20 protein-coding genes are annotated in these 23173 nt (G+C 60.9%); 13 read left to right on the top strand and 7 right to left on the bottom strand.

Annotated features, from left to right (window positions below; all coding sequences use genetic code 11):
• The first annotated feature begins 145 nt into the window (after positions 1 to 145).
• Positions 146 to 1249 carry a DNA alkylation repair protein gene (locus BI292_RS11095; RefSeq protein WP_101207908.1) on the top strand — a complete coding sequence of 368 codons (1104 nt, stop codon included), beginning with the start codon at positions 146 to 148 and terminating at the stop codon, positions 1247 to 1249.
• 224 nt (positions 1250 to 1473) lie between these two features.
• Here the strand turns inward: BI292_RS11095 and BI292_RS11090 are convergent, their stop codons facing one another.
• Positions 1474 to 2367, bottom strand: coding sequence for a LysR family transcriptional regulator (locus BI292_RS11090; protein ID WP_092280544.1), 894 nt, complete (start codon positions 2365 to 2367; stop codon positions 1474 to 1476).
• Between the two features lie 152 nt (positions 2368 to 2519).
• On the opposite strand from BI292_RS11090, the gene BI292_RS11085 reads away from it, so the two are divergent.
• From BI292_RS11085 to lldD, 3 genes are all read left to right on the top strand, one after another.
• Positions 2520 to 4172: a GMC family oxidoreductase gene (locus tag BI292_RS11085; RefSeq protein ID WP_101207907.1), complete on the top strand. Its 1653-nt coding sequence runs from the start codon at positions 2520 to 2522 to the stop codon at positions 4170 to 4172.
• Positions 4173 to 4321: 149 nt separating this feature from the next.
• Positions 4322 to 5944 (top strand): MFS transporter, encoded by a 1623-nt coding sequence (locus BI292_RS11080; RefSeq protein ID WP_101207906.1) that lies wholly within the window; start codon positions 4322 to 4324, stop codon positions 5942 to 5944.
• A gap of 432 nt (positions 5945 to 6376) precedes the next feature.
• On the top strand, positions 6377 to 7525 hold the full coding sequence (lldD, locus tag BI292_RS11075) for an FMN-dependent L-lactate dehydrogenase LldD (RefSeq protein ID WP_101207905.1): 1149 nt from the start codon (positions 6377 to 6379) through the stop codon (positions 7523 to 7525).
• Positions 7526 to 7855: 330 nt separating this feature from the next.
• Here lldD and BI292_RS11065 read toward each other — a convergent pair whose 3' ends face one another.
• From BI292_RS11065 to BI292_RS11055, 3 genes are all read right to left on the bottom strand, one after another.
• Positions 7856 to 8839, bottom strand: coding sequence for a GlxA family transcriptional regulator (locus BI292_RS11065; RefSeq protein ID WP_101207904.1), 984 nt, complete (start codon positions 8837 to 8839; stop codon positions 7856 to 7858).
• A gap of 212 nt (positions 8840 to 9051) precedes the next feature.
• Positions 9052 to 9420 carry a DUF427 domain-containing protein gene (locus BI292_RS11060; protein ID WP_101207903.1) on the bottom strand — a complete coding sequence of 123 codons (369 nt, stop codon included), beginning with the start codon at positions 9418 to 9420 and terminating at the stop codon, positions 9052 to 9054.
• 222 nt (positions 9421 to 9642) lie between these two features.
• Positions 9643 to 10476 (bottom strand): oxidoreductase, encoded by an 834-nt coding sequence (locus BI292_RS11055; RefSeq protein ID WP_101207902.1) that lies wholly within the window; start codon positions 10474 to 10476, stop codon positions 9643 to 9645.
• Positions 10477 to 10683: 207 nt separating this feature from the next.
• Here BI292_RS11055 and BI292_RS11050 point away from each other — a divergent pair, with 207 nt between their 5' ends.
• From BI292_RS11050 to BI292_RS11020, 7 genes are all read left to right on the top strand, one after another.
• Complete coding sequence (locus tag BI292_RS11050; protein ID WP_101207924.1) at positions 10684 to 11619, top strand: AraC family transcriptional regulator; 936 nt, start codon at positions 10684 to 10686, stop codon at positions 11617 to 11619.
• Between the two features lie 231 nt (positions 11620 to 11850).
• A complete protein-coding gene (locus tag BI292_RS11045; protein WP_101207901.1) occupies positions 11851 to 13800 on the top strand; it encodes a DNA topoisomerase III in 1950 nt (649 codons plus the stop codon).
• Between the two features lie 79 nt (positions 13801 to 13879).
• Entirely contained in the window at positions 13880 to 14509 is a 630-nt protein-coding gene (locus BI292_RS11040; RefSeq protein ID WP_101207900.1) for a glutathione S-transferase family protein, read from the top strand.
• Positions 14510 to 14556: 47 nt separating this feature from the next.
• Positions 14557 to 15075, top strand: coding sequence for a GNAT family N-acetyltransferase (locus tag BI292_RS11035; protein WP_101207899.1), 519 nt, complete (start codon positions 14557 to 14559; stop codon positions 15073 to 15075).
• A gap of 495 nt (positions 15076 to 15570) precedes the next feature.
• Positions 15571 to 15900: a hypothetical protein gene (locus BI292_RS11030; protein ID WP_092280526.1), complete on the top strand. Its 330-nt coding sequence runs from the start codon at positions 15571 to 15573 to the stop codon at positions 15898 to 15900.
• Positions 15901 to 16253: 353 nt separating this feature from the next.
• Positions 16254 to 16721, top strand: a complete 468-nt coding sequence (gene cynS, locus BI292_RS11025; RefSeq protein ID WP_092280524.1) for a cyanase — start codon at positions 16254 to 16256, stop codon at positions 16719 to 16721.
• A 71-nt stretch (positions 16722 to 16792) separates the two neighbouring features.
• On the top strand, positions 16793 to 17452 hold the full coding sequence (locus BI292_RS11020; RefSeq protein WP_101207898.1) for a carbonic anhydrase: 660 nt from the start codon (positions 16793 to 16795) through the stop codon (positions 17450 to 17452).
• Positions 17453 to 17477: 25 nt separating this feature from the next.
• On the opposite strand, the gene BI292_RS11015 is transcribed toward BI292_RS11020, so the two are convergent.
• Positions 17478 to 18809: a PLP-dependent aminotransferase family protein gene (locus BI292_RS11015; protein WP_101207923.1), complete on the bottom strand. Its 1332-nt coding sequence runs from the start codon at positions 18807 to 18809 to the stop codon at positions 17478 to 17480.
• A 93-nt stretch (positions 18810 to 18902) separates the two neighbouring features.
• On the opposite strand from BI292_RS11015, the gene BI292_RS11010 reads away from it, so the two are divergent.
• Positions 18903 to 19799 carry a DMT family transporter gene (locus BI292_RS11010; RefSeq protein ID WP_101207897.1) on the top strand — a complete coding sequence of 299 codons (897 nt, stop codon included), beginning with the start codon at positions 18903 to 18905 and terminating at the stop codon, positions 19797 to 19799.
• 12 nt (positions 19800 to 19811) lie between these two features.
• Here the strand turns inward: BI292_RS11010 and BI292_RS11005 are convergent, their stop codons facing one another.
• Positions 19812 to 21314: an aldehyde dehydrogenase family protein gene (locus BI292_RS11005; RefSeq protein ID WP_101207896.1), complete on the bottom strand. Its 1503-nt coding sequence runs from the start codon at positions 21312 to 21314 to the stop codon at positions 19812 to 19814.
• A 76-nt stretch (positions 21315 to 21390) separates the two neighbouring features.
• Positions 21391 to 22299, bottom strand: coding sequence for a glutaminase B (gene glsB / locus BI292_RS11000; protein ID WP_092280516.1), 909 nt, complete (start codon positions 22297 to 22299; stop codon positions 21391 to 21393).
• A 217-nt stretch (positions 22300 to 22516) separates the two neighbouring features.
• Between glsB and BI292_RS10995 the strand changes: the two genes are divergently transcribed.
• On the top strand, positions 22517 to 23140 hold the full coding sequence (locus BI292_RS10995) for a ferric reductase-like transmembrane domain-containing protein (RefSeq protein WP_092280514.1): 624 nt from the start codon (positions 22517 to 22519) through the stop codon (positions 23138 to 23140).
• Positions 23141 to 23173 lie beyond the last annotated feature (33 nt).

The raw sequence follows: 23173 nt of genomic DNA, 5'->3' as shown, positions 1-23173 counted from the left end.
ATTCAGTCCAGCGGCTTTATATAGAAGACAAACGGCGGCGCCACGCGGTTATCACGTACTACCCAATTCGCCGCGCGGGCGGAAAAGCTTGAGGCATTCGTCGCTACCCCGATAACCTGAGCCGCCCTTCTCCACGGATGCGCCCATGACTGCCGCCGAACAACCCGCCCCGGCATTGAAGGAGATTTTCAACGCCGAGCGTCTCAAGCACATCGCCACCGAAATGACCGCGGTTTACCCGGCATTCGACGCCAAGGCTTTCCTGAAAATGGCCAACGATGGCCTCGCCGAGTTGTCGATCATGCAGCGCATGGCGCGGGTCAGCGAGTTCCTGCACGCGGTGTTGCCGTTGAGTTACGAAGAATCCCTCGAGGTGCTGCGCGCCCTCGCTCCTCGGCTGAACAGCGGTTTTGTGAGTATTTCGCTGCCGCATTATGTGGCGATGTATGGCGCGCATTCGTTTGAGCAGTCGATGGAGGCGCTGAAGTATTTCACGACGTTCGGCTCGTCCGAGTTCGCCATCCGGCATTTCCTGCGCAGCGACCTTGAGCGTTCGATGGCGATAATGCTGGAGTGGTCGGGCGATGCCAACGAACACGTCCGGCGCCTCGCCAGCGAAGGCAGTCGCCCGCGTCTGCCGTGGTCGTTTCGGCTGGAGCAGATTCAGGCTGACCCGACGTTGGCGGCGGCGATTCTCGACAACCTCAAGGCTGATGAAAGCCTGTATGTGCGCAAGTCCGTGGCCAATCACCTCAACGACATCACCAAGGATCACCCGGAATGGGTGCTGGATTTGATCGAAGGCTGGTCGCTGGAAAACAGGCACACGGCGTGGATCGCCAAACATGCGCTGCGCAGTTTGATCAAACAGGGCAATCAGCGCGCGTTGGCGGTGATCGGCGCGGGCGGCAAGCCTGAGGTTGAGATTGTCGGGGTGAAGGTTGAGCCGGCTGTGATTCGCCTGGGGCAGAAAATCAGCCTGTCGTTTACGCTGAAATCCACAGCTCCGGACAGTCAGCGATTGGTGATCGACTATGCAATCGATTACGTCAAAGCCAATGGCAGCACTTCCGCGAAGGTGTTCAAGCTCAAAGCGCTGACCTTGCCCGGGCACGCCAGCGAGTTTGTCAGCCGCGGCCAGCAGATCAAGGAACTGACCACGCGCCGGCATTACGCGGGCCGGCACGCGGTGCACATCATGGTGAATGGCGAAAGACTGGCGAGCAGCTCGTTCGAAATCCTCCCCTAGCCGCCCACCGTAGGAGCAAAGCTTGCTCGCGCCGAATGAAAACACGTTGTATCAGACCGGACGCCTCAACCGTAGGAGCAAAGCTTGCTCGCGAAGAACGATGACGCGGTGTATCAGACCGGACGCCTCAACCGCAGGAGCAAAGCTTGCTCGCGAAGAACGATGACGCGGTGTATCAGACCGGACGCCATCGCGAGCAAGCTTTGCTCCCACGGCATGACGCATCAGCGTTCGCTGCCCAGCAATAACCCCTGCTCGCGCTCGCACAATTGCGCCACGTAATCCCACAACACGCGCAATCTCACCGATTTATGCAGTTCGCGCCGCGTGCTGATCCAGTAACTGCGCAGAATGCTTTCGTCCGGCAGCAGCGCCACCAACTGCGGATCCGCACTCGCCATGTAACAAGGCAACACCGCAATGCCCAGCCCCGAGCGCGCAGCCTGGTGCTGGGCGATCACGCTGGTGCTGTGGAACACCACTCGCGGGTTGCGGCAGAAGCTGTTGAGGAACATCAGTTCCTGGCTGAACAATAAATCGTCGACGTAGCCGATCCATGCATGGCGGCCGAGGTCTTCGCGGCTGAGCAGCGGCGGCGCCTGATCGAGGTAGGCCTGGCTGGCGTAGAGCGCGAGGCGATAGTCAGTGAGTTTGCGCGTGACCAGCATGTCGGCGGCCGGGCGTTCGAGGTGAATGCTGATTTCCGCTTCGCGGTTGAGGATGCTGACGAAGCGCGGCACCGCCACCAGTTCCACTTCAAGGCCAGGATAACGCTCGAACAACCCGTTCATGCGGCTGGCGAGAAACATGATGCCCAGCCCCTCGGTTACGCCGACGCGGATCTTGCCCAGCGGCGCGGTGGACTGGGTGATTTCCTCTTGCGCCAGCAGCGCGACATTTTCCATCGCTTCGGCATGCTTGAGCAGCGCCTCCCCGGCCGGCGTCAGTTGATAACCCTGCGCGTGCTGGACGAATAGCGCAGTGCCGAGGCTCTTTTCAATCGCCTCAATGTGCCGGGCCACCGTGGCGTGGGTGGTGTTCAAACGCCGGGCGGCGGTGAGCAACCGACCGCTGCGCTGTAACTCGAGAAAAAACCGCAGGTCATTCCAATCGAACATCAGACTTCCTTAGCGCGACAATGCGCGAAAGCAATGTTGGGTGAACGCGATGCTGTCTGAAAACGCACAGCGGCTGCGCAAAAACTAACATTCTTTATACGAAAGCTAACAACTAGGATGAACCCAACAACAAAAACAATCAGAGGTCATGGATGCAGACTTCCCAGGACGAATACGATTACATCGTGGTCGGCGCCGGGCCCGCCGGATGTTTGCTGGCCAATCGATTGTCGGCCAACCCGCAACATCGGGTGCTGCTGCTCGAAGCTGGCGGTCGCGACAACTATCCGTGGATTCATATTCCTGTCGGTTACCTGTTCTGCATCGGCAACCCGCGCACCGATTGGTGCTTCAAGACCGAAGCGCAACCGGGCCTGCAAGGGCGGGCGCTGAGTTATCCGCGCGGCAAAGTGCTCGGCGGCTGTTCTTCGATCAACGGCATGATCTACATGCGCGGCCAGGCCGGCGACTACGATGGCTGGGCCGCCGAGGGCAATCCGGGCTGGGCCTGGCAGGACGTGCTGCCACTGTTCAAAAAAAGCGAAAACCATTTCGCCGGCGATTCCCAGTTCCATGGCGCTGCCGGTGAATGGCGGATTGAACGCCAGCGGCTGTCATGGCCCGTGCTGGATGCGTTTCGCAGCGCTGCCGAGCAAAGCGGCATTGCCAGCATCGATGACTTCAATCAGGGCGATAACGAAGGTTGCGGTTACTTCCAGGTCAACCAGAAATCCGGGATTCGTTGGAACGCCGCCAAGGCTTTTCTCAAACCAATCCGCCACCGGGCCAACCTGACCGTTTTGACCGACGTTGAAGTCGACCGCGTGCTGCTGGAAAACGGCCGCGCCGCTGCGGTGAGCGCACGCTGGCAAGGTCAGGCGAAAATCTTCAAGGCGGGCAAGGAGATCGTTCTGTGCGCCGGCTCGGTGGGTTCGCCAAGCATTTTGCAGCGCTCCGGGATCGGCCCGCGTGCGCTGCTGCAACGCCTCGGCATCGGTGTTGCGCATGAACTGCCGGGGGTCGGCGGCAATTTGCAGGATCACCTGCAACTGCGGCTGATCTACAAATTGGAAAACGCGCGCACGCTGAATCAGATCGCCGGCACCCTGCTGGGCAAGATGGGCATGGGTTTGCGTTATCTGTATGACCGCAGCGGGCCGCTGTCGATGGCGCCGAGTCAGTTGGGCGCGTTTGCCCGCTCGGGCCCGGAGCAGACCTCGGCGAATCTTGAATACCACGTGCAGCCGCTGTCGCTGGAGCGTTTTGGCGAACCGCTGCACGCGTTCCCGGCGTTCACCGCGTCGGTGTGTGATCTGCGCCCGCAGAGCCGTGGACGCATCGAAATCCGCAGCGCCGATCCGCAGGACGCACCGGTAATCCAACCCAATTATCTGAGCCATCCCGAGGATTTGCGCGTGGCGGCGGACGCTATTCGCCTGACCCGGCGCATTGTCGCGGCACCCGCGTTGGCTGCATTCAAACCGGTCGAATATCTACCCGGCGAAAGTTTGCAGAGTGAAGAGCAATTGCATGAAGCAGCGGCGCGAATTGGCACAACGATTTTTCACCCGGTGGGCACCTGCCGGATGGGCAATGATGTTGATGCGGTGGTGGACGCGCAGTTGAAAGTCCACGGGATTCCGGGTTTGCGCATCGCCGATGCGTCGATCATGCCGCGAATCACCTCGGGCAACACATGTTCGCCTACGCTGATGATTGCCGAGAAGGCTGCGCAGATGATGCTTGACCCCGCGACACGCAGTTCAAACCCTGTAGGAGCGAGGCTTGCCCGCGAAGAACGATAACGCGGGGCGTCAGGCCTGACGCCTTCGCGAGCAAGCTTTGCTCCTACAGGAAACGAATACACCCCGCTTTATGGATAAACGCGGCACTGGCCCACAAGGCCGGCGCCGACAGTGGAACAACAAAAACAATCACTGTGAGGGATACCGATATGTCAGAGCACGTTCAACCCCTGGAAGCCACGCGCAGCGCGGGCACCAGCAGCGACACCCGCAAAGTCATCTTCGCCTCGTCCCTTGGGACGGTGTTCGAGTGGTACGACTTTTTCCTCTATGGCGCCCTCGCGGTGGTGATCAGCAAACAGTTTTTTGCCGGGGTCAACGACACCACGGCGTTCATTTTTGCGCTGATGGCGTTTGCCGCCGGTTTCATCGTGCGGCCGTTCGGCGCGTTGGTGTTCGGCCGTTTGGGCGACATGATCGGGCGTAAATACACCTTTCTCGCGACCATTATTCTCATGGGCCTGGCGACGTTTTGCGTAGGCCTGCTACCGACTTACGCGACCATCGGCATCGCCGCGCCAATCATCCTGATCATCCTGCGCATGCTCCAGGGCCTGGCGCTCGGCGGCGAATACGGTGGCGCCGCAACCTACGTCGCCGAACATGCGCCGATGGGCAAACGCGGTTTCCACACCAGCTGGATTCAGTCGACCGCGACCCTCGGTTTGCTGCTGTCGTTGCTGGTGGTGCTCGGTTGCCGTTACTTCACCGGCGACCAGTTTGAAGTCTGGGGCTGGCGCATTCCGTTCCTGTTTTCCATCGTGCTGCTGGGCATTTCCACCTGGATTCGCCTGAGCCTGCACGAGTCGCCGGCCTTCGTGAAAATGAAGGAGGAAGGCAAGCTGTGCAAACAACCGCTGCGCGATTCGTTCGGCAAGTGGGAAAACCTCAAAGTCGTACTGATTGCGCTGTTCAGCATCAACGCCGGGCAAGCGGTCACCTTCTATGCGGCGCAGTTTTACGTGCTGTTTTTCCTCACGCAATTCCTGCGGATGGACCCGGCGCTGGCCAACAGTTTGCTGATTGTCAGCGTGATTATCGGCGCGCCGTTCTTTATCTTTTTCGGCTGGCTGTCGGACAAAGTCGGACGCAAACCGGTGCTGATGATCGGCCTGCTGCTGGCAACCGCGCTGTACTTCCCGATCTTCAAAACCCTGGCGCATTACGCCAACCCGGCGATCGATCAGGCCAGCCAGCAGGCACCGATCACCGTGCTCGCGGACCCGGCGACGTGCACCTTCCAGTTCGACCCGGTAGGCAAGGCGAAATTTGATAGCCCGTGCGACAAGGTCAAGACCTTCCTGGTCAAGCAAGGCCTGCCTTACACCAGCGCCGCCGCTCCGGCCGGTGCGGGGGTGCAGGTCAGCGTCGGCGACGTGAAAATTGACGGTTACGACGAAGCGGCAATGCGCGGCGCCGTGACGCTGGCCGGTTATCCGTCGCAAGCTGATACGCAGCAGATCAACAAACCGATGATCGTCGCGCTGATTGTGGCGCTGATCATCATTTCCGCCATGTGCTACGGCCCGCTGGCGGCGCTGATGGTCGAACTGTTCCCGACGCGCATCCGCTACACCTCGATGTCCTTGCCCTACCACATCGGCAATGGCTGGTTTGGCGGCTTCCTGCCAACCGTGTCGTTCGCGCTGGTGGTCTACACCGGCGACATCTTTTATGGCTTGTGGTACCCGGTGGTGATTACCGGTGTGAGTCTGGTGGTGGGCATGATCTTTTTGCGCGAGACGAAAAACGTCGACCTCGACAAAAACTGATCCGAAGATCACACCTTTTGTAGCGACTGCCTCGGCACCAGGCTGCGTTCACCCTGTAGCAGCTGCCGAGGCACGAGGCTGCGTTCACCCTGTAGCAGCTGCCGAGGCACGAGGCTGCGTTCGGCTGCGAAGCAGTCGTAAAATCAGGCACCGCGTTGTTTCAGGAACACCATGTGCTCAGGTCCTGCGACTGCTGCGCAGCCGAACGCAGCCTCGTGCCTCGGCAGCTGCTACAAAGGCTCGCGACAGGTTAAGCTCGGTGCACATTCAGTGAAATCAGGCACCGCGGTGTTTCAGGCACACCGCGTGCTCAGGTCCTGCGACTGCTGCGCAGCCGAACGCAGCCTCGTGCCTCGGCAGCTGCTACAAAGACTCGCGACAGGTTAAGCTCGATGCACATTTCAGCCCCGCCAATCAAACGACCGAGGCCCCATGATCATTTCCTCCGCATCCGATTACCGCGAGGCCGCACGGCGCAAACTTCCGCGATTCCTCTTCGATTACATCGACGGCGGCGCCTATGCCGAGCACACGCTGCGCGCCAACAGCGCCGACCTGACCAGCATCAGCCTGCGTCAACGCATTCTGAAAAACGTTGAAACCCTGAGCCTGGAAACCACCCTCTTCAACCAGCCGCTGGCTATGCCGATCATCCTCGCGCCGGTCGGCCTCACGGGCATGTTCGCCCGCCGAGGTGAAGTGCAAGCGGTGCGCGCGGCGCAAAACAAAGGCATTCCGCTGTGCCTGTCGACAGTGTCGGTGTGTTCCATCGAGGAAGTCACCGCGCAGAGCCAACAGGCAATCTGGTTTCAGCTGTACGTATTGAAAGACCGCGGCTTCATGCGCAATGCCCTGGAGCGAGCCAAGGCTGCCGGGGTGAAAAACCTCGTGTTCACCGTCGACATGCCAACCCCCGGCGCCCGTTACCGCGATGCGCATTCGGGCATGTCGGGGCCGTTCGCGTCGTCGCGACGAATGCTCCAGGCGATGACCAGACCGGACTGGGCGTTCAATGTCGGCCTGATGGGCCGGCCGCACGACTTGGGCAATATTTCGGCGTACCTCGGCAAAGCCGTGACGCTGGAAGACTATATGGGCTGGCTGGCGAACAACTTTGACCCGTCGATCAGTTGGAGCGATCTGGAGTGGATTCGCGACTTCTGGCAAGGCCCGATGATCATCAAGGGCATTCTCGATCCGCAGGACGCCAAGGACGCCGTGACCTTCGGCGCCGACGGCATTGTTGTGTCAAACCACGGCGGCCGGCAGTTGGACGGGGTGCTGTCGACGACCAAGGCTTTGCCGCCGATCATGCAGGCGATTGGCGATGATTTGACGGTGCTGGTGGATTCCGGGATTCGCTCGGGGCTGGACGTCGTGCGCATGTTGGCGCTGGGCGCGAAAGGCGTGTTGCTCGGGCGTTCGATGGCCTACGCGCTGGCGGCGGACGGTCAACGCGGGGTGGAAAACATGCTGGATATTTTCGCCAAGGAAATGCGCGTGGCAATGACATTGACCGGAGTGACCTCGATTGCCGAAATCAACGAATCGACACTGGTAAGCGCTGCCCCCATCCCCTAAGTCAAACAGATCCCCCTGTGGCGAGGGGGCTCGCCCCCGTTGGGCTGCGCAGCGGCCCCGCTTTTATCGGACTACTGCAAAATCCAACGGGGGCAAGCCCCCTCGCCACAAGTTACTCGGCGCTTGATGAATTTTCGGTCACTTCACCAAATCAACGAATCGACACTGGTAAGCGCTGCCCCCATTCCCTAAGTCAAACAGATCCCCCTGTGGCGAGTGGGCTCGCCCCCGTTGGGCTGCGCAGCGGCCCCGCTCTTATGGGACTGCTGCAAAATCCAACGGGGGCAAGCCCCCTCGCCACAGACTACTCAGCATCTGAGGGACTTTCGGTCACTTCACCAAACGCTTTTCCTTCGAAGGCCGATAGCCGAAATACGAGCTGTAGCATTTGCTGAAATGGCTCGGTGAAACAAACCCGCACGCCACCAGCACATCCACCTGCGACAACTCGGTGTGCTGTAGCAAGCGCCGCGCTTCAGTGATGCGCAATTCCAGGTAATAGCGCTGCGGCGTGGTGCCCAATTGCTCCTTGAACAGCCGCTCGAGTTGCCGCCGCGAACGCCCGGCATACACCGCCAGCTGCTCCAGCTCCAGCGGCTCCTCAAGGTTGGCGTCCATCAACTTGACCACCTCACGCAGCGGCGCGCTCAAGCAGATGTTTTCCGTCGGTTTGATCCGCCGATATCGCGACTCCTCGAACGCCAGAATGTCCTCGATGCCCTCGACCAATGCCTTGTCGTGCAATCCCTTGATCCAGTCCAGCGCCATGTGAAACGCCCCGGACGGACTCGACGCCGTGAGCCGGTCGCGATCAATCACGTAAGGCTCGCTGCTGACCTGCGTAACCTTGCAGAACTCCGCCAGCGCCGGGCGATGTTCCGGGTGAATTGCGCAGCGATAACCATCGAGCAGCCCGGCACGCCCGAGAAACCACGCGCCATTCCACAAACCGGCCAGGCTCACACCCAGTTCAGCGGCATTTCTGAGCACATGAATGAGGTCTTCCGAGGCCTTCAACTCAGTCCGGTAACCGCCACAAATCACCAGCAAGTCCAGGCTCTTGATCACCGCACAATCAAGGCGCGCGTCCGGGCGAATCACCAGCCCGAGGTCGCTGACCACTTCACCGTCCTGCAAGCCGAATGTCTGCGAAGCGAACGACTCGGCGCGCAGCAGATTGGCGGTGACAATCGTGTCCAGCGCCTGGGTAAACGCCGGCAGGGAAAAATGCTCCAGCAGCAAAAAACCGGCGCGAACGGTTCGGCTCGCCGCGCCAGGTTGCTCATTCAGGTAGCGAAGGTTTTTACCTTTCATGCCTCCGCTGAATTGCCGTCGTTCGATCAATGCTCGCCCACTCGGTTGCGTTAACGAGCACGTAGTTTGCGGGGTTTGCGCGGTGTTCTGCCAGCGGCGAATCAAAGTGTTTTTTCGCTGCAGCGAAGCCCGGCTGAAACCCTGTTCACAAAAGGCTTCAACCGGATTGGGTCACCCGCCCTTGCTGGAAATGCTCAACGCCGGGAAGGCATTCAATCGACGTTGTCGAGAATCTCGAATTTCACGACGTCGGGGTAGAACGCCACGTAGCCTCGAATTTGCTCGACCGAGACTTTCGGTTCTTCGTAGCTCCACACCGCGTTGGCGCCTTCATGCCCCGGAATCTGCAGGCTGAAATAACTGGCGTCGCCCTTGTACGGGCAATAACTGGTGTGGTCGGTGCGCGCGTAATACTTTTCGTCGATGTCTTCGCGCGGGATGTAATACACCGGCGGATAGTTGGCCTCCAGCAACACCAGCGCCCGGGCGGACGCGGCCACTTGAATACCGTGGAATTTCACCAACAGGCAGCCGGGCTGCTCGGCGATGGTGATGACAGGGCTGGGACCGGTGCTTTTCATGGACGACGTTCCTCCTGACGCTGATAAACCTGTGGGAGCAAGGCTTGCCCGCGATGGCGGCGCGCCGGGCACACCGCGTTTTGCTTGATCGCGAGCAAGCTTTGCGCCTACAGACGGGTAGGCGAAGCGGCCCCAAAAACTGAGACCACGATCTGTCAGGTATAACCCAACTTTCGCCTCGACGACGGCTGCGCAGCCGAACGGAGCGCCTCAACAAACGCCTCAACCATCGGTGGAACGCGTCACAGCCTCCCACGCGTCAATCTCCTGCGCCATGCTCGCCAACCGCTCGCGCACCAGTTTCAACGCGTCGCTGCCCAGCAGCAGATGCGCCGGCGGTGCGTCGCTGGCAATCAGGCTCAGCATGGCGCGAGCGGCTTTGAGTGGATCGCCCAATTGCTGACCACTTTTGGCCTGACGCGCAGCTCTGATCGGACCGAAACTGGCGTCATAGTCGGCAATGCTGCGCTCGGAGCGACGCATCGAGCGCCCCGCCCAATCGGTGCGAAAAGAGCCCGGCGCGACGGCCGTGACGGCGATGCCAAACGGTTTGAGCTCCTTGCTCAGCGTGTCGGAAATACCTTCCAGGGCGAATTTGCTGCCGCAGTAGTAAGCGATGCCGGGCATCGTGATGAAACCGCCCATCGAGGTGATGTTGATAATGTGCCCGGCGCGGCGCCGGCGGAAGAACGGCACAAACGCCTTGGTCACCGCGACGGCGCCGAACACATTGACATCAAACTGCTGACGCATCTCCTCCAGCGCAGACTCTTCAAACACGCCTTCATGGCCGTAACCGGCGTTGTTCACCAGCACGTCCACCGGGCCGAGGCTGTTTTCGACCTCGGCGACCACCGCGTCGATGGCGCTGAAATCGGTGACATCCAGGCAACGTGCAAACGCCTGTCCGCCAGGGTGTTGTTCGAACTCGGCGCGCGCCGTTTCGCTGCGCACGGTACCGATAACACGGTGACCGGCGGCCAGTGCTTCGTTGGCCAGCGCGCGGCCAAAACCGCTGCTGACACCGGTGATAAACAGGGTTTTATGAACAGTCATGATCAGGTTCCGCCGTGGGTTGTGGAGTTGTCGATCATGCTAAGCAGGCAATGGCAGCGGTTGAACGCCGATTGTTGTGAGTGTTTTGCCTAATCCTATGAGGCGATTGATTTGCCGAGCGCGGGGGTTCACATTCAGCCCATTGTTATCGAACAGGACCGACAGGTGAGCGCGTCAGCGATTGCTCAAAACGATGAACAGCAGCAGATGGTCGCGCTGCTGGCGAAACTCGCGCCGGATGAGGGCTACAACCTCACGGCGCTGGCCGATGTGCGTTTGCTGCGCTCCAACCGGGCGCTGCAACGCACGCCCGTGCTTTACGATCCGGGCATCGTCATCGTCTGCCAGGGCCGCAAAATCGGCTATTGGGGCGAGGCGGTTTATCGCTACGACGCCCAGCATTATCTGGCGGTCGCGGTGCCCGTGCCGTTCACCATGGAAACCGACGCGAGTGCCGAAGAACCGTTGCTGGCGATCTATTTTCATCTGGATTTCAACCTCGCCGCCGAGCTGATGTTGCAGATCGATGACTCGCAGCAACTCGATGACGTTCTGCAACTCGACGACCCGCCGAGCGCCGAGCCCAAAGGTATGTTCGCCTCGCCGATGGAGCCGCGTTTGCGCCAATCGGTGCTGCGCCTGCTCGAAGCCCTCGACTCGCCGCTGGACGGCCGTTTGCTCGGGCCGGCGCTGGTGCGCGAAATCTATTACCGGATTCTCACTGGCGCGCAGGGTGGCTCGATGCGCGCCGCCCTCGCCGCTCGCGGGCAGTTCGGGCGCATCTCCCGGGCATTGCGCACAATCCATGGCAGCCTCGGTGAACGGCTCGACGTCGAACAGCTGGCTGCGCAAGCCAACATGAGCGTGCCGACCTTTCACGCGCATTTCAAAGCGGTGACGCAGACCTCGCCGATGCAGTATTTGAAGTCGACGCGTCTGCATCAGGCGCGGCTGTTGATGGCGCGCAATGGCTACAGCGTGGCGCGGGCGGCGTCGCACGTCGGCTATGAAAGTGGCTCGCAGTTCAGTCGTGAATTCAAAAGGCTGTTCGGGCGCACACCGACCGCTGAGGTGGCGCGGATGAAAGACGCCTTCGCATTGCCGCCGCCGCTGCAGGACTCGGTATTCGTGTCCTCGCACTAACCCTGTAGGAGCGAGCCTGCTCGCGCAAGCGCAGTGTCAGCCGCTTGCTCTTTTGAATTTGAAACCGCCATCGCGAGCAAGCTCGCTCCCACCTTGGCTCGGGCGGTGAGCGCAATATCTTGTTATCACTGAAAACCTTTTATCTGTATATCCATACAGATAAAGGTTGCCCCATTCACAATCCCTGCGCATTCTGTGCACTTCTTCAAACCGACTCGAACGATGGTGGTTATGCAGCTGTACCTCTGTGAAAAACCTTCCCAGGCCAAAGACATCGCAGCAGTGCTCGGCGCCAAGCGTCGGGGCGACGGTTGCTGGCTGGGAACGAACGTCACGGTGACCTGGTGCATCGGCCATCTGCTCGAAACCGCGCCGCCGGACGCCTATGACGCGCGCTACAAACGCTGGGTGCTGGCCGACCTGCCGATCATCCCCGACAAATGGAAGATGACCGTCAAACCGCGTACCGCCAGCCAATACAAAGCGGTCAAACGTCTGCTCGGCGAAGCCACCGAACTGGTGATTGCCACCGACGCCGACCGTGAGGGCGAGATGATCGCCCGGGAACTGGTCGAGCATTGCCGCTATCGCGGGCCGATCCGCCGCTTGTGGCTGTCGGCACTCGACGACGCCTCGATCCGCAAGGCACTGGCGGCGCTCAAACCCGGCGCCGACACCTTCAGCCTCTATCACTCGGCGCTGGGTCGCTCCCGCGCCGATTGGCTGATCGGGATGAACATGAGCCGCCTGTTCACCCTGCTCGGCCGCCAATCGGGCTATCAAGGCGTGTTGCCCGTCGGTCGCGTGCAAACGCCGACATTGCGGCTGGTGGTCGATCGGGATCGCAGCATTGCCGACTTTGTCCCCGTCGCGTATTGGGCGATCGACGTGCAACTGCTCCACGACGGCACGCCGTTCACCGCGCAATGGCGCGCCGCTGCAGACGTTTGCGACGATCAGGACCGCTGCCTGAACCAGCCCTTGGCGCAACAAGCGGCAGCGGCAATGAGCAATGCCAGCAGTGCCCGCCTGCTGAAACTGCGCACCGAGCGCATGCGCGAAATCGCCCCGCTGCCGTTCGACCTCGGCACCTTGCAGGAAGTCTGCTCGAAGAAGCTCGGCCTCGGCGCCCAGGAAACCCTCGACATCGCCCAGGCGCTCTACGAAACCCACAAAGTCATCACCTACCCACGCAGCGATTGCGGTTACCTGCCGCTGAGCCAGCACAGCGAAGCACCGGGCATCCTCGCCGCGCTGCGCCAGGCCGATCCGAGCCTGAACGCCCTGAACGATTTCCTCCAGCCGCAGCGACGTTCGCGGGCCTGGAACGACGCCAAGGTCAGCGCCCACCACGGCATCATCCCCACCGCGGCGGCGAAAAACCTCGAGCGGCTGGTGGGCAAGCAACGGGCGGTCTACACGTTAATTCGCGCGCGTTATCTGGCGCAGTTCCTGCCCAACCACGAATACGATCGTACTCAAGCCGACTTCAACTGTGCCGGCGAAGCGTTGCGCGCCGTGGGCAAACAAATCGTCGAGCCGGGTTGGAAACGTGCCTTGCCCGAAGCGCTTGCCCCGGCCAAGGGACGCGAGGCGCCGGCTCCGCAAACCCTGCCGGCACTCGCCGAAGGCTGCGATTACGCGGTGGACGGGGTCAGGCTCAAAGACCTCTGGACCCAACCACCCAAGCCGTTCACCGAGGGCGACCTGATCAAGGCAATGAAGAACGTCGCCAAACTGGTGGAAGACCCGCTGCTCAAGCAGAAACTCAAGGACACCACCGGCATCGGCACTGAAGCGACCCGTGCCTCGATCATTCAGGGCCTGCTCGACCGTGGTTATCTGGTGAAAAACGGCAAGGCGCTGGCGGCCACCCCGGCGGCGTTCAGCCTGATCGACGCAGTGCCGCGGGCGATCGCCGACCCCGGCACCACGGCCATTTGGGAGCAGGCACTGGACATGGTGCAAAGCGGCGAAATGAGCCTCGAAGAATTCGTCACCAAACAAGCCGCGTGGATGAGCAAGCAAGTCGCCCGGTGCTCCGGCCTGAGCATGACCATCAGCGGCCCGGCCAGCCCGGCCGGTCGCGGCGCCGCCCCGTGGAAGAAAAAACGCAAAACGGCCCCGCGCAAAGCTGCGACCGGGACTAAACGCGCCGCCAAACCGGCAAGCAAGGCTTAAGGGCACTTCGGCCAGCGCCCAATGGTCTAGTGTTGCTCAAGCCCAGGCGCTCACCGCACTTTCAGAAAAGGCATCGACCATGATCATCGTTCATCACCTGAATAACTCCCGCTCCCAACGCATTCTCTGGTTGCTGGAAGAATTGGCCATCCCCTACGAACTCAAACTCTATCAGCGCGACCCGAAGACCAATCTGGCACCGCCGGAATTGAAAGCGATCAATGCCTTGGGCAAATCGCCGGTCATCGAGGACGGCGCGCAAAAGCTGATCGAGTCCGCCGCCATCATCGACTACCTGATCCGCCGCCACGGTGAAGGTCGTCTGCAACCGGATCCGTCCACCCCGGCTTACGATCAATATGTGCAATGGCTGCACTTCGCCGAAGGTTCGGCGATGCTGCCGCTGATGCTCAACCTGTACGTCGGCAAACTCGGTGAAGCCGGGACGCCGCTGCACCCACGGATCAACTCGGAAGTGGCCAACTACCTGAGCTACCTCGACAGCGCGTTGAGCCAATCCGACTATCTGTTGGGCGACGAATTCAGCGCCGCTGACATTCAGATGAGCTTTATCGGCGAGATCGCCCGGGCTCAAGGCAAGTTGCGCGACTATCCGCATGTTGCGGCTTGGGTCGATCGCTTCCAGGCCCGCCCGGCTTACGCCGCTGCACTGAAAACCGGTGGCAAGTACGACTTCGCGCCCCACTGAGCACACATGCCCGGGCCAGCAATGGCCCGGAACATCAGGAGCCAGCCATGTCGTCAATAGAACTGCACGCCGCTCAGCGCGACGAAGTGGCAACGATTGAAAACATGATGCAGTTCTACCTGCACGACTTCAGCGAATGGCTGCCGCTGAAGCTGGGCGAACAGGGTTTGTTCAACTTCCAGATAAAACCCGGTTACTGGCGCAATCCGGCAACCCGCCCGTTTCTGATCAAGGTTGACGGCGAACTCGGCGGTTTTGTTGTCGTGGACGCAGACACTCATGTCCCCGGTGCCGAGCACAACATCGGTTATATCTTTGTCAGTCGGCGCTTTCGTGGCCAAGGTGTCGCGAAATTTGTCGTCTCTGCCCTCTTGAGCCAAATCCCCGGTCAATGGCAAATTTTCCACATCGACGCCAACCAGCCTGCACGGCGGTTCTGGGCGCGTTTGATCCCTGCTTTCACCGAGGGAAACTTCACCACGCAGCCACTGACCGTAGACGGCTATCCGTGCACGCTCTACCGCCTCGAAAGCTCGCCCCAGCAGCCTGTTAGGCGCCCTCTCTAATTCCAAAAGCACTTTGTCCGACAATATGTAGTGACCAAAAATAATCACTACATAACCGTTGACGTCTTCGATTTGCCCTTGCATGATGCAGACGTCTCCCCGATCGGGAGTACAGGCAACATGTTTGAGCAAGCTCGTCTGACCGCCGAGCTGTTATTCCCGGATACACGCTGCCCACAAGGCAGATTGAAGAAGCTGACCTGGCCCGAACGTCCAGTACAAGGACGAGAAGCGCTGGCGAAATGTTCTCATGAAGCTTGTGGCCGACCCTTGAAAAGTCGGCAGTGGCCTCCAGTTTTTCGCCGCTTCTCTTCGTTGTGACGCTATTGCGTAGCAGTTATTCGACACGACTACATGCAGCAGACGCGGGACCCCGTCAATTTGGCGGCTGACCGCTGACGTCCTGGTTTCGGTGCCAGGGATCAACTAACCGATGGGCTACTTGTATTAGCGAATCAACTTTGAAAGATCACCAAATGGTCAAGGGGCTTAATTATGAATCTGAACAATCAACCGACTATCGATGAACTGGCGCGTATGTTCGCTGAACAAAAAGACAGCCACGACAGCCATATTCTGTGGATCAGCAAGTCCGGCCAGGTGCACATGGACTGCCTGTCGCCGCATACCCACGAAGAAGAGTTCGACAAGAACAACCAGAACCTGCTGGCCCGCCTGAAGATGTACCGTCGCGGCCAGGGTTACGTCGGCAAGAAAGCCGCGGCCGACAAGGACTTCATCGGCAATGTTCTGCAAACTTTGAAACAGGCGTGGGCATCGATGCAGAACCAGAACGAAGTTCGGGTGATTGATCGGTTCTACTGATCAAGATTGAAAAAAAGGGCCTGCTTCCTTCCTGGAACAGGCCCTTTTTATTGCCCAAAAATCACACCATCCCCCTGTAGGAGTGAGCCTGCTCGCGATCGCGGCGGTCAGTCAGCAATGATGTTGAATATGAACGCCTCATCGCGAGCAGGCTCACTCCTACATTAGTTGCGCGGGCGTGATCCCTTGCTCGCGGAAACTGCAAGGTCCCACGGGACAGGTCCTTGCGGCGCAAACTCCATCTATAGGCTGTGCTTATGCGCGGCATTGCATATCGGTCTTGGACGCTATGGATCAATCGGCCGAAGATTGCTCCACACCCAGCGACACACCCATCCGATAGGAGTTACACCATGCAACAGTCCCACGCTTACAACGACCAGAGTCTAGCCCTGACTACTTCGATTCTCGATGCCAAGGCACGCAAAAATCTCTCATGGCAGGACCTGGCTGACGGCACCGGCCTGAGCCTGGCCTACGTCACCGCTGCCCTGCTCGGCCAGCATCCATTGCCGGAAGCGGCAGCCAAAGTGGTCGGCGACAAACTTGAGCTGGACGCGGACAGCGTCGCTCGCCTGCAGATCATTCCGCTGCGCGGCAGCCTCGCGGGCGTGCCGACCGACCCGACCATCTACCGCTTCCACGAAATGATCCAGATCTACGGCACCACGCTCAAGGCGCTGGTTCATGAGCAATTCGGCGACGGCATCATCAGCGCGATCAACTTCAAACTCGACATGAAAAAAGTCGAAGACCCGGAGGGCGGCTCCCGCGCGGTGATTACCCTCGACGGCAAATTCCTGCCACTGCGTCCTTTCTAAACGGCGGCCGGCCCGCACATCGAGTGCGGGCCTCGACCACCGAATGAACACCCACTTATAAGGAAGCACCCATGAAAGCGCTTATCGACGGTTTCTTGAAATTTCAGAAAGACGCGTTTCCGCAACGCACCGACCTGTTCAAACACCTGGCAACCACCCAGCACCCCGGCACCTTGTTCATCACCTGTTCTGACAGCCGCGTGGTCCCGGAACTGTTGACCCAGCAAGAACCCGGCGAGCTGTTCGTGATCCGCAATGCCGGCAACATCGTGCCGTCGTACAGCCCGCATCCGGGCGGCGTTTCGGCCACGGTGGAATACGCGGTCGCGGTGTTGGGCGTGACCGACATTGTGATTTGCGGCCATTCCGATTGCGGGGCCATGACAGCCGTCGCCTCGTGCAAATGCATGGATCACCTGCCAGCGGTCAGCGGCTGGTTGCAACACGCGGAGTCGGCCAAGGTCATCAACGAATCGCGGCCGCACGCCGATCAAGCGGCGAAGGTCAGCTCGATGGTGCGCGAAAACGTGATCGCGCAACTGGCGAATATCCAGACTCACCCGAGCGTGCGCCTGGCCCAGGAAAAAGGTCAGTTGAACCTGCACGGCTGGGTGTACGACATCGAGACCGGTTCAATCGATGCGCTGGACGCCGCCAGCCGCGACTTTGTCTCGTTGGTCGAGCACCCGAACACCTGCGCGGTTTACGCAAAAACGCCGCAAGTTGCCTGAGCCTCTCACTGGCCTGAGCGCGGAATCACAGCCACGCGCCAACGACCTTTTTCACCTTCAGCAACCCTTGGCGCAGGGTGACCATATCCACCGAACCGAGCGCCAGGCGAATCGCGTGCGGCACGTGCACCGAGGTCGCAAACGGTTCGGCAGTCGACACCGACACCTGCTCTTGCAACAACGCCATGACGATCTGATCCGCCCTTGCCTCCTCCGACAAGGGCAGCCAGACAAAATACGACGACGGATGGCGGATGATGTGCAAACCGGCCAGCAGCTCATCGACCAACGCCTGCCGCGCCTGCGCATCGGCGCGTTTTTGCGCTTCGAGCAAATGCACGGTTCCGTCATCCAGCCAACCGGTAGCAATCGCCGTCATCACGCCAGGGGTGTTCCAGGTGGTTGCGCGAATCGTTCGTTCCAGCGCCGCGACTTTTGCCAGCGGCGCCGCGACAAACCCGACGCGCAACCCGGTAGCGATACTCTTGGATAATCCGCAAACGTACACCGTCCGCTCCGGGGCCAATTCGGCCAGCGGTGGCGGCGGCGCTTCGGCGAGAAACGCATACGCCGCGTCTTCGATGATCAGCAAATCATGCTGGCGCGCAATCGCCACCAGGTGCTCGCGCTGCTCCAGCGCCATCACCCAACCCAGCGGATTGTGCAAGGTCGGCATGCTGTACACGGCACGCACCGAACGGCTGCGACAAAGCTTATCCAGCGCGGCAAGGTCCGGCCCGCCGTCGCTGACCGGGATCGCCACCACTTCCAGATGCAGGGTTTCGGCCAATACCTTGAAACCCGGATAGGTCAACGCGTCTGCTGCAATCACGTCGCCAGGTTGCAGCAGCGCCATCATGGTCACCGCCAAACCGTGCTGGGCACCGCTGACGATCAACACCTGCTCGGCCTCGACGTGCAAGCCGCGCGTGTGCAGATGCCGCGCCACGGAGGCGCGATCCTGCAAGCGCCCGGCGTGCGGCTGGTAACGCAAATGCGCTTCGAGGTCGCCGGACAACGCCAACTGACGCAGCGCCGTACGCAATAACTCAGCCTGACCGGGCAGCGCCGGGTAGTTGAAATTGAGGTCGATCATGCCCGCTACCACGCTCGGTTGATGCACGCCCAACCCGTGCGGCAGCGAAGTTTCGCGGACAAACGTGCCGCGCCCGGTTTCGCCGCTGACCAGGCCCATCGCCTCCAATTCGCTGTAGACCCGACTCGCCGTGACCAGCGCCAGGCCCTCGCTCGCGGCGAGTTGACGGTGTGTCGGCAAGCGCGTGCCGGGCAGCAATCGGCCTGAGCGAATGTCCGCCGCGAAGCTATCGACCAAGGATTTGTAGCGGGAACGTGCCATCGCCAATGTATCCATGACAATTTTTTGATTGTGCTGATCTTCAGCCATAGGATGCGCTAAAAGCAACCCGCCGCAGACACGGAGTGACGCCGAATGGAACGCAGCACCAACCTCAATAGCCCGACGCTGCAACACAGCACGCGCGGCTGGATCAACGGTCTGATCGGCGTGGTGATTTTCAGCGGCTCGCTGCCGGCGACGCGCGTTGCGGTGCTGGAATTTGATCCGGTATTTCTCACCGTCGCCCGCGCGACCATTGCCGGTGTGCTCGCGCTGTGCCTGTTGTGGCTGTTCAAGGAACAGCGCCCTGCCCGGCAACAAGTGATCCCGTTGATCGTGGTCGCACTGGGCGTGGTCGTCGGGTTTCCGCTGCTGACCGCGCTGGCCCTGCAGTACGTGACGTCGGCGCATTCAATCGTGTTTATCGGCCTGCTGCCGCTGGCGACGGCGGTATTCGGCGTGCTGCGCGGCGGCGAACGGCCGCAACCGGCGTTCTGGCTGTTCTCGATTCTCGGCAGTTTGCTGGTGGTCGGTTTTGCCGTGTCGCAAGGGCTGAGCGCGTCGCCGACCGGTGATCTGCTGATGCTGCTGGCGGTGGTGGTGTGTGGACTCGGTTATGCCGAGGGCGCAAAACTCTCAAGAACCCTGGGCGGCTGGCAGGTGATTTGCTGGGCGCTGCTGCTGGCGTTGCCGTTCATGGCAGCGCTGACCTGGCTGCGCTTGCCAGCGTCGTTTTCGCCGATCAGCACACCGGCATGGCTGAGCCTGGCGTACGTTTCGCTGTTCAGCATGTTGATCGGTTTTGTGTTCTGGTACCGCGGATTGGCCCAGGGCGGGATTGCCGCCGTGGGCCAACTGCAATTGCTGCAACCGTTCTTCGGTCTGGCGCTCGCCGCCACCTTGCTGCATGAGCAAGTCAGCCTGGGAATGCTCGGCGTCACCGTCGCGGTGATCCTCTGCGTGGCCGGCGCGCGCAAATTTTCTCGCTAACGCTCAGCCGACTCAGCGTTTCACCGACAGATCGGTCTGGGTCATGCGGCTGCGCACGGTGAACACCCCGTCGCCCGAGAGAATCGCGCTGCGGGCGAACAGGCGACCGCTTTCCCAGTTCGAAAGGCCCAATTCCGGCTTGTTCAGCGCGTATTGACCGTCGACCCATCGGGTGATGCCGTTGCCGACAAAAGGCGCGTTCACGGCATTGTAGAAACGCTCGTGCGCCTCGGCGGTTTCGCTGATCAGCGACACGGTGAATTGCGGGCTGTAGCGGTTGAACAGGTCGATGGCTTGATCCAGGTCGTCGACGATTTTCAGGCTGACTTCCGGGGTTTCTTCCCACTCCCACTCGCGGCCCAATTGATCTTCCGCCAACGGTTCGGCCAAAGCCTCGGTGACATAGCCATCGGCGCGATAAACCTCGACGCTGGCGTTCTGCCAATCGTTCGGCAAGCAGGTTTCACTGCCCTCGACGATGTGCAATTTGCAGCCCTGCTGGCGTGCGGCTCCGGCCTGTTGCAGGGCATCGAGAAACAGCGGCACCAGTTCTGCGGCACGCTCGCGGTGGATCAGACAAACGTTGAGGGTGTTGCAGACTTTGCGGTCCAGCGAGTTGCGCACCACGGCGGCGAAGCGCGTGGCATCGGCGTGTTGGTCGGCGATCAACCAGGCGCCACCAGTGCCGTGCAGGCTGACGGCGGTGCCAGCCTGCTGGGCGATGCTGCCCAGTTGACTGACCGCGCGACCCGAACCACGGGCCACCGCCAGCGACAGACGGCGGTCGGCAAACATCGCCCAACCGGCGGCATGGTTGACGCTTTCCACCAGCGACACCGCGCCGGCCGGCAAACCGGCGTCGGCCAGCGCCGGGTTCAAGGCATGGGTGACGATGGCTTGCGCGGTGCCCAAAGCATCGCTGCCAATGCGCAGCACCGCGGTGTTGCCGGTGCGCAACACGCCAGCGGCATCGGCGAAGACGTTCGGCCGACCTTCGAAGACAAACGCGACGATGCCCAGCGGCGAGACCACTTGCTCGACTTTCCAGCCGTCATGCTCGATACAACTGAGGACTTTGCCGCGCGTGGCCGGGGCATCGCGCCAGGCGCGCAGGCCGGCGATCATGTCGCGGCGCATGCGTTCATCGGCGAGCAGGCGCGTGGTCGAGCGCCCACGGCCCTTGGCGCGTTCGATGTCGGCGAGGTTGGCGGCTTCGATCAATGCCCAGCAGGCCGGGGTTTCCAGCCGTTGCGCGAACCGATCAAAGAACTCGCTGATGGCCGCGTCCGACACTGCCGACAGCGCGCTGAATGCCGCTTGCGCGCGCTCGATCGCCACCGCTGCCGCTTGCTGATCCACCACCGGAATCAACAACAACTCGCCACTCACCTGCTCGACCAGCAGATGGTCACCGGGCTGGAAGCGCGCCGCCAGTTCGGGGCTGACCACCGAGACACGGTTGCCGGCAAAAGGGATCGGCGTACCAGCGACGAGACGTTCGAGCATCAAGGACATGAAACGGATTCACCATGCAGAGGGCGGCCGGAAAATGTATAGGAAAACCGCCGAAGCGTCATTAGCGGCGCGAGGGTCAGAACACCGACCAGCCGATCCGCTGGCTCAACAGTTCCAGCGCCGCCATGCCGGCCAGCGAGTTACCCGCGACGTTCAATTCCGGCGACCAGACGCACACGGTGAACTGCCCCGGCACCACCGCGACGATGCCGCCACCGACCCCGCTTTTACCCGGCAGGCCGACTCGATAAGCAAAGTTGCCCGCTTCGTCGTAAAGGCCGCTGGTGGCCATGATTGAGTTGACTTGCTGGGTCTGGCGCGCGCTGAGGATCTGTTCGCCGCTGTGTTTGCAGAAACCGTCATTGGCGAGAAAACAGAAGGCGCGGGCCAGGTCCACGCAACTCATGCGCAATGCGCAGTGGCTGAAATAGCTGCGCAGCACCGCTTCGACGTCGTTGTGAAAGTTGCCAAATGATTGCATCAGGTAAGCCATCGCGGCGTTGCGCGCGCGGTGCTGGTATTCGGAGTCGGCGACTTTGCCGTCGACCATCACTTGCGGGTTGCCGGACAGGCGCCGGACGAAATCGCGCATCGACAGGGCCGGCGCGGCGAAACGTGACTGGTTGATGTCGCAGATCACCAGGGCGCCAGCATTGATGAACGGATTGCGCGGGCGGCCGCGTTCGAATTCCAGCTGCACCAGCGAGTTGAACGGCTGGCCCGAAGGCTCGTGGCCGAGGCGTTGCCAGATCGCTTCGCCGGAATGATCGATGGCTTGCACCAGGCTGAAAACCTTGGAAATGCTCTGCACCGAAAACGGCGTGTGCGCGTCGCCGGCGCAATACAACTCGCCGTCGTTGCCGTACACGGCGATCCCCAATTGATTGGCTGGCACGGTGCCGAGCGCGGGAATGTAGTCGGCGACTTTGCCCTGGCCGATCAGGGGATGAACTGCGTCTAGAATCTCGTTCAACAGCGCTTGCATGCCCGGTTCCGAAGTCTCGCCCGCCGGTTTCGACGGGCACAGACGCTAGACGCGGCTGGCGTGGGGCGAATCACAGTTTTGTAGGCGAATGTATCTGGCGGCTCTCGGGATACATGGCGTTGCATCAACGCGGTTTTACGACACAGCGCCAATACATGCGGCGGGCAAACTCCTGTCGTCTGCTGACCGCGGTCGGCCCTTGCTTTGGAGCGTTGTCATGAATGCCACACTTCCTCGTTATCACGGCTGGTCGCTGTTCGGCCTGCTGTCCCTGCTGGTGCTGTTGATGACCGGCGCGATCCTGCTGCTCAATCCCGACCTGGTGGAAGCCACGCGCAGCGCCATTCGGGCGACGGCGCGGACCTCGTTTGTGCTGTTTCTTGCGGCGTTTCTGGCCTCGGCACTCGCGGTGCTGGTGCCCTCGCCGCTGAGCAAATCGCTGGTGCGGGAGCGGCGTTTTATCGGTTTGGCGTTTGCCTTTTCGCATCTGGTGCACGCGGTGTTGATCTACAGCTACGGGCAATTGAACCCGGAGTTCTGGCCGGGCCGAACCACGGTCGGCAACATTCCGGGGTCGCTGGGTTATCTGTTTATTGTGCTGATGGCGATCACCTCGTTCAAAACCCCGGCGAAGATGATCGGCCCCAAAGCCTGGAAAGCCTTGCACGTGACCGGCATGTGGGTGCTTGCGGCGGTGTTCACCTACTCCAACTTCAAACGAATCCCGATGAGCGCGTGGTATGTGCTGCCGTTCGGCATGATGTGCGCGGCGATTGCGTTGCGGCTGATCGGCAAACTGGCGCTGAGAAACAAACGCAGCCAGCGCCACGCGTATTCCTGAATTCACCCCTGAATACCTGTGGCAGCGAGCTTG

Source organism: Pseudomonas sp. 43NM1 (assembly GCF_002836905.1).
Classification (GTDB): Bacteria; Pseudomonadota; Gammaproteobacteria; order Pseudomonadales; family Pseudomonadaceae; genus Aquipseudomonas; species Aquipseudomonas prosekii.
The sequence above is the reverse complement of the archived record's forward strand: the minus strand, read 5'-3'. Positions and strand labels throughout refer to the sequence as shown.

What these genes read in the sequence shown, in the direction of transcription:
- BI292_RS11095 (WP_101207908.1), top strand. Translation starts at nt 146, where the DNA reads ATGACTGCCGCCGAACAACCCGCCCCGGCATTGAAGGAGATTTTCAAC.
- BI292_RS11090 (WP_092280544.1), bottom strand. Translation starts at nt 2,367, where the DNA reads ATGTTCGATTGGAATGACCTGCGGTTTTTTCTCGAGTTACAGCGCAGC.
- BI292_RS11085 (WP_101207907.1), top strand. Translation starts at nt 2,520, where the DNA reads ATGCAGACTTCCCAGGACGAATACGATTACATCGTGGTCGGCGCCGGG.
- BI292_RS11080 (WP_101207906.1), top strand. Translation starts at nt 4,322, where the DNA reads ATGTCAGAGCACGTTCAACCCCTGGAAGCCACGCGCAGCGCGGGCACC.
- lldD (WP_101207905.1), top strand. Translation starts at nt 6,377, where the DNA reads ATGATCATTTCCTCCGCATCCGATTACCGCGAGGCCGCACGGCGCAAA.
- BI292_RS11065 (WP_101207904.1), bottom strand. Translation starts at nt 8,839, where the DNA reads ATGAAAGGTAAAAACCTTCGCTACCTGAATGAGCAACCTGGCGCGGCG.
- BI292_RS11060 (WP_101207903.1), bottom strand. Translation starts at nt 9,420, where the DNA reads ATGAAAAGCACCGGTCCCAGCCCTGTCATCACCATCGCCGAGCAGCCC.
- BI292_RS11055 (WP_101207902.1), bottom strand. Translation starts at nt 10,476, where the DNA reads ATGACTGTTCATAAAACCCTGTTTATCACCGGTGTCAGCAGCGGTTTT.
- BI292_RS11050 (WP_101207924.1), top strand. Translation starts at nt 10,684, where the DNA reads ATGGTCGCGCTGCTGGCGAAACTCGCGCCGGATGAGGGCTACAACCTC.
- BI292_RS11045 (WP_101207901.1), top strand. Translation starts at nt 11,851, where the DNA reads ATGCAGCTGTACCTCTGTGAAAAACCTTCCCAGGCCAAAGACATCGCA.
- BI292_RS11040 (WP_101207900.1), top strand. Translation starts at nt 13,880, where the DNA reads ATGATCATCGTTCATCACCTGAATAACTCCCGCTCCCAACGCATTCTC.
- BI292_RS11035 (WP_101207899.1), top strand. Translation starts at nt 14,557, where the DNA reads ATGTCGTCAATAGAACTGCACGCCGCTCAGCGCGACGAAGTGGCAACG.
- BI292_RS11030 (WP_092280526.1), top strand. Translation starts at nt 15,571, where the DNA reads ATGAATCTGAACAATCAACCGACTATCGATGAACTGGCGCGTATGTTC.
- cynS (WP_092280524.1), top strand. Translation starts at nt 16,254, where the DNA reads ATGCAACAGTCCCACGCTTACAACGACCAGAGTCTAGCCCTGACTACT.
- BI292_RS11020 (WP_101207898.1), top strand. Translation starts at nt 16,793, where the DNA reads ATGAAAGCGCTTATCGACGGTTTCTTGAAATTTCAGAAAGACGCGTTT.
- BI292_RS11015 (WP_101207923.1), bottom strand. Translation starts at nt 18,809, where the DNA reads ATGGCACGTTCCCGCTACAAATCCTTGGTCGATAGCTTCGCGGCGGAC.
- BI292_RS11010 (WP_101207897.1), top strand. Translation starts at nt 18,903, where the DNA reads ATGGAACGCAGCACCAACCTCAATAGCCCGACGCTGCAACACAGCACG.
- BI292_RS11005 (WP_101207896.1), bottom strand. Translation starts at nt 21,314, where the DNA reads ATGTCCTTGATGCTCGAACGTCTCGTCGCTGGTACGCCGATCCCTTTT.
- glsB (WP_092280516.1), bottom strand. Translation starts at nt 22,299, where the DNA reads ATGCAAGCGCTGTTGAACGAGATTCTAGACGCAGTTCATCCCCTGATC.
- BI292_RS10995 (WP_092280514.1), top strand. Translation starts at nt 22,517, where the DNA reads ATGAATGCCACACTTCCTCGTTATCACGGCTGGTCGCTGTTCGGCCTG.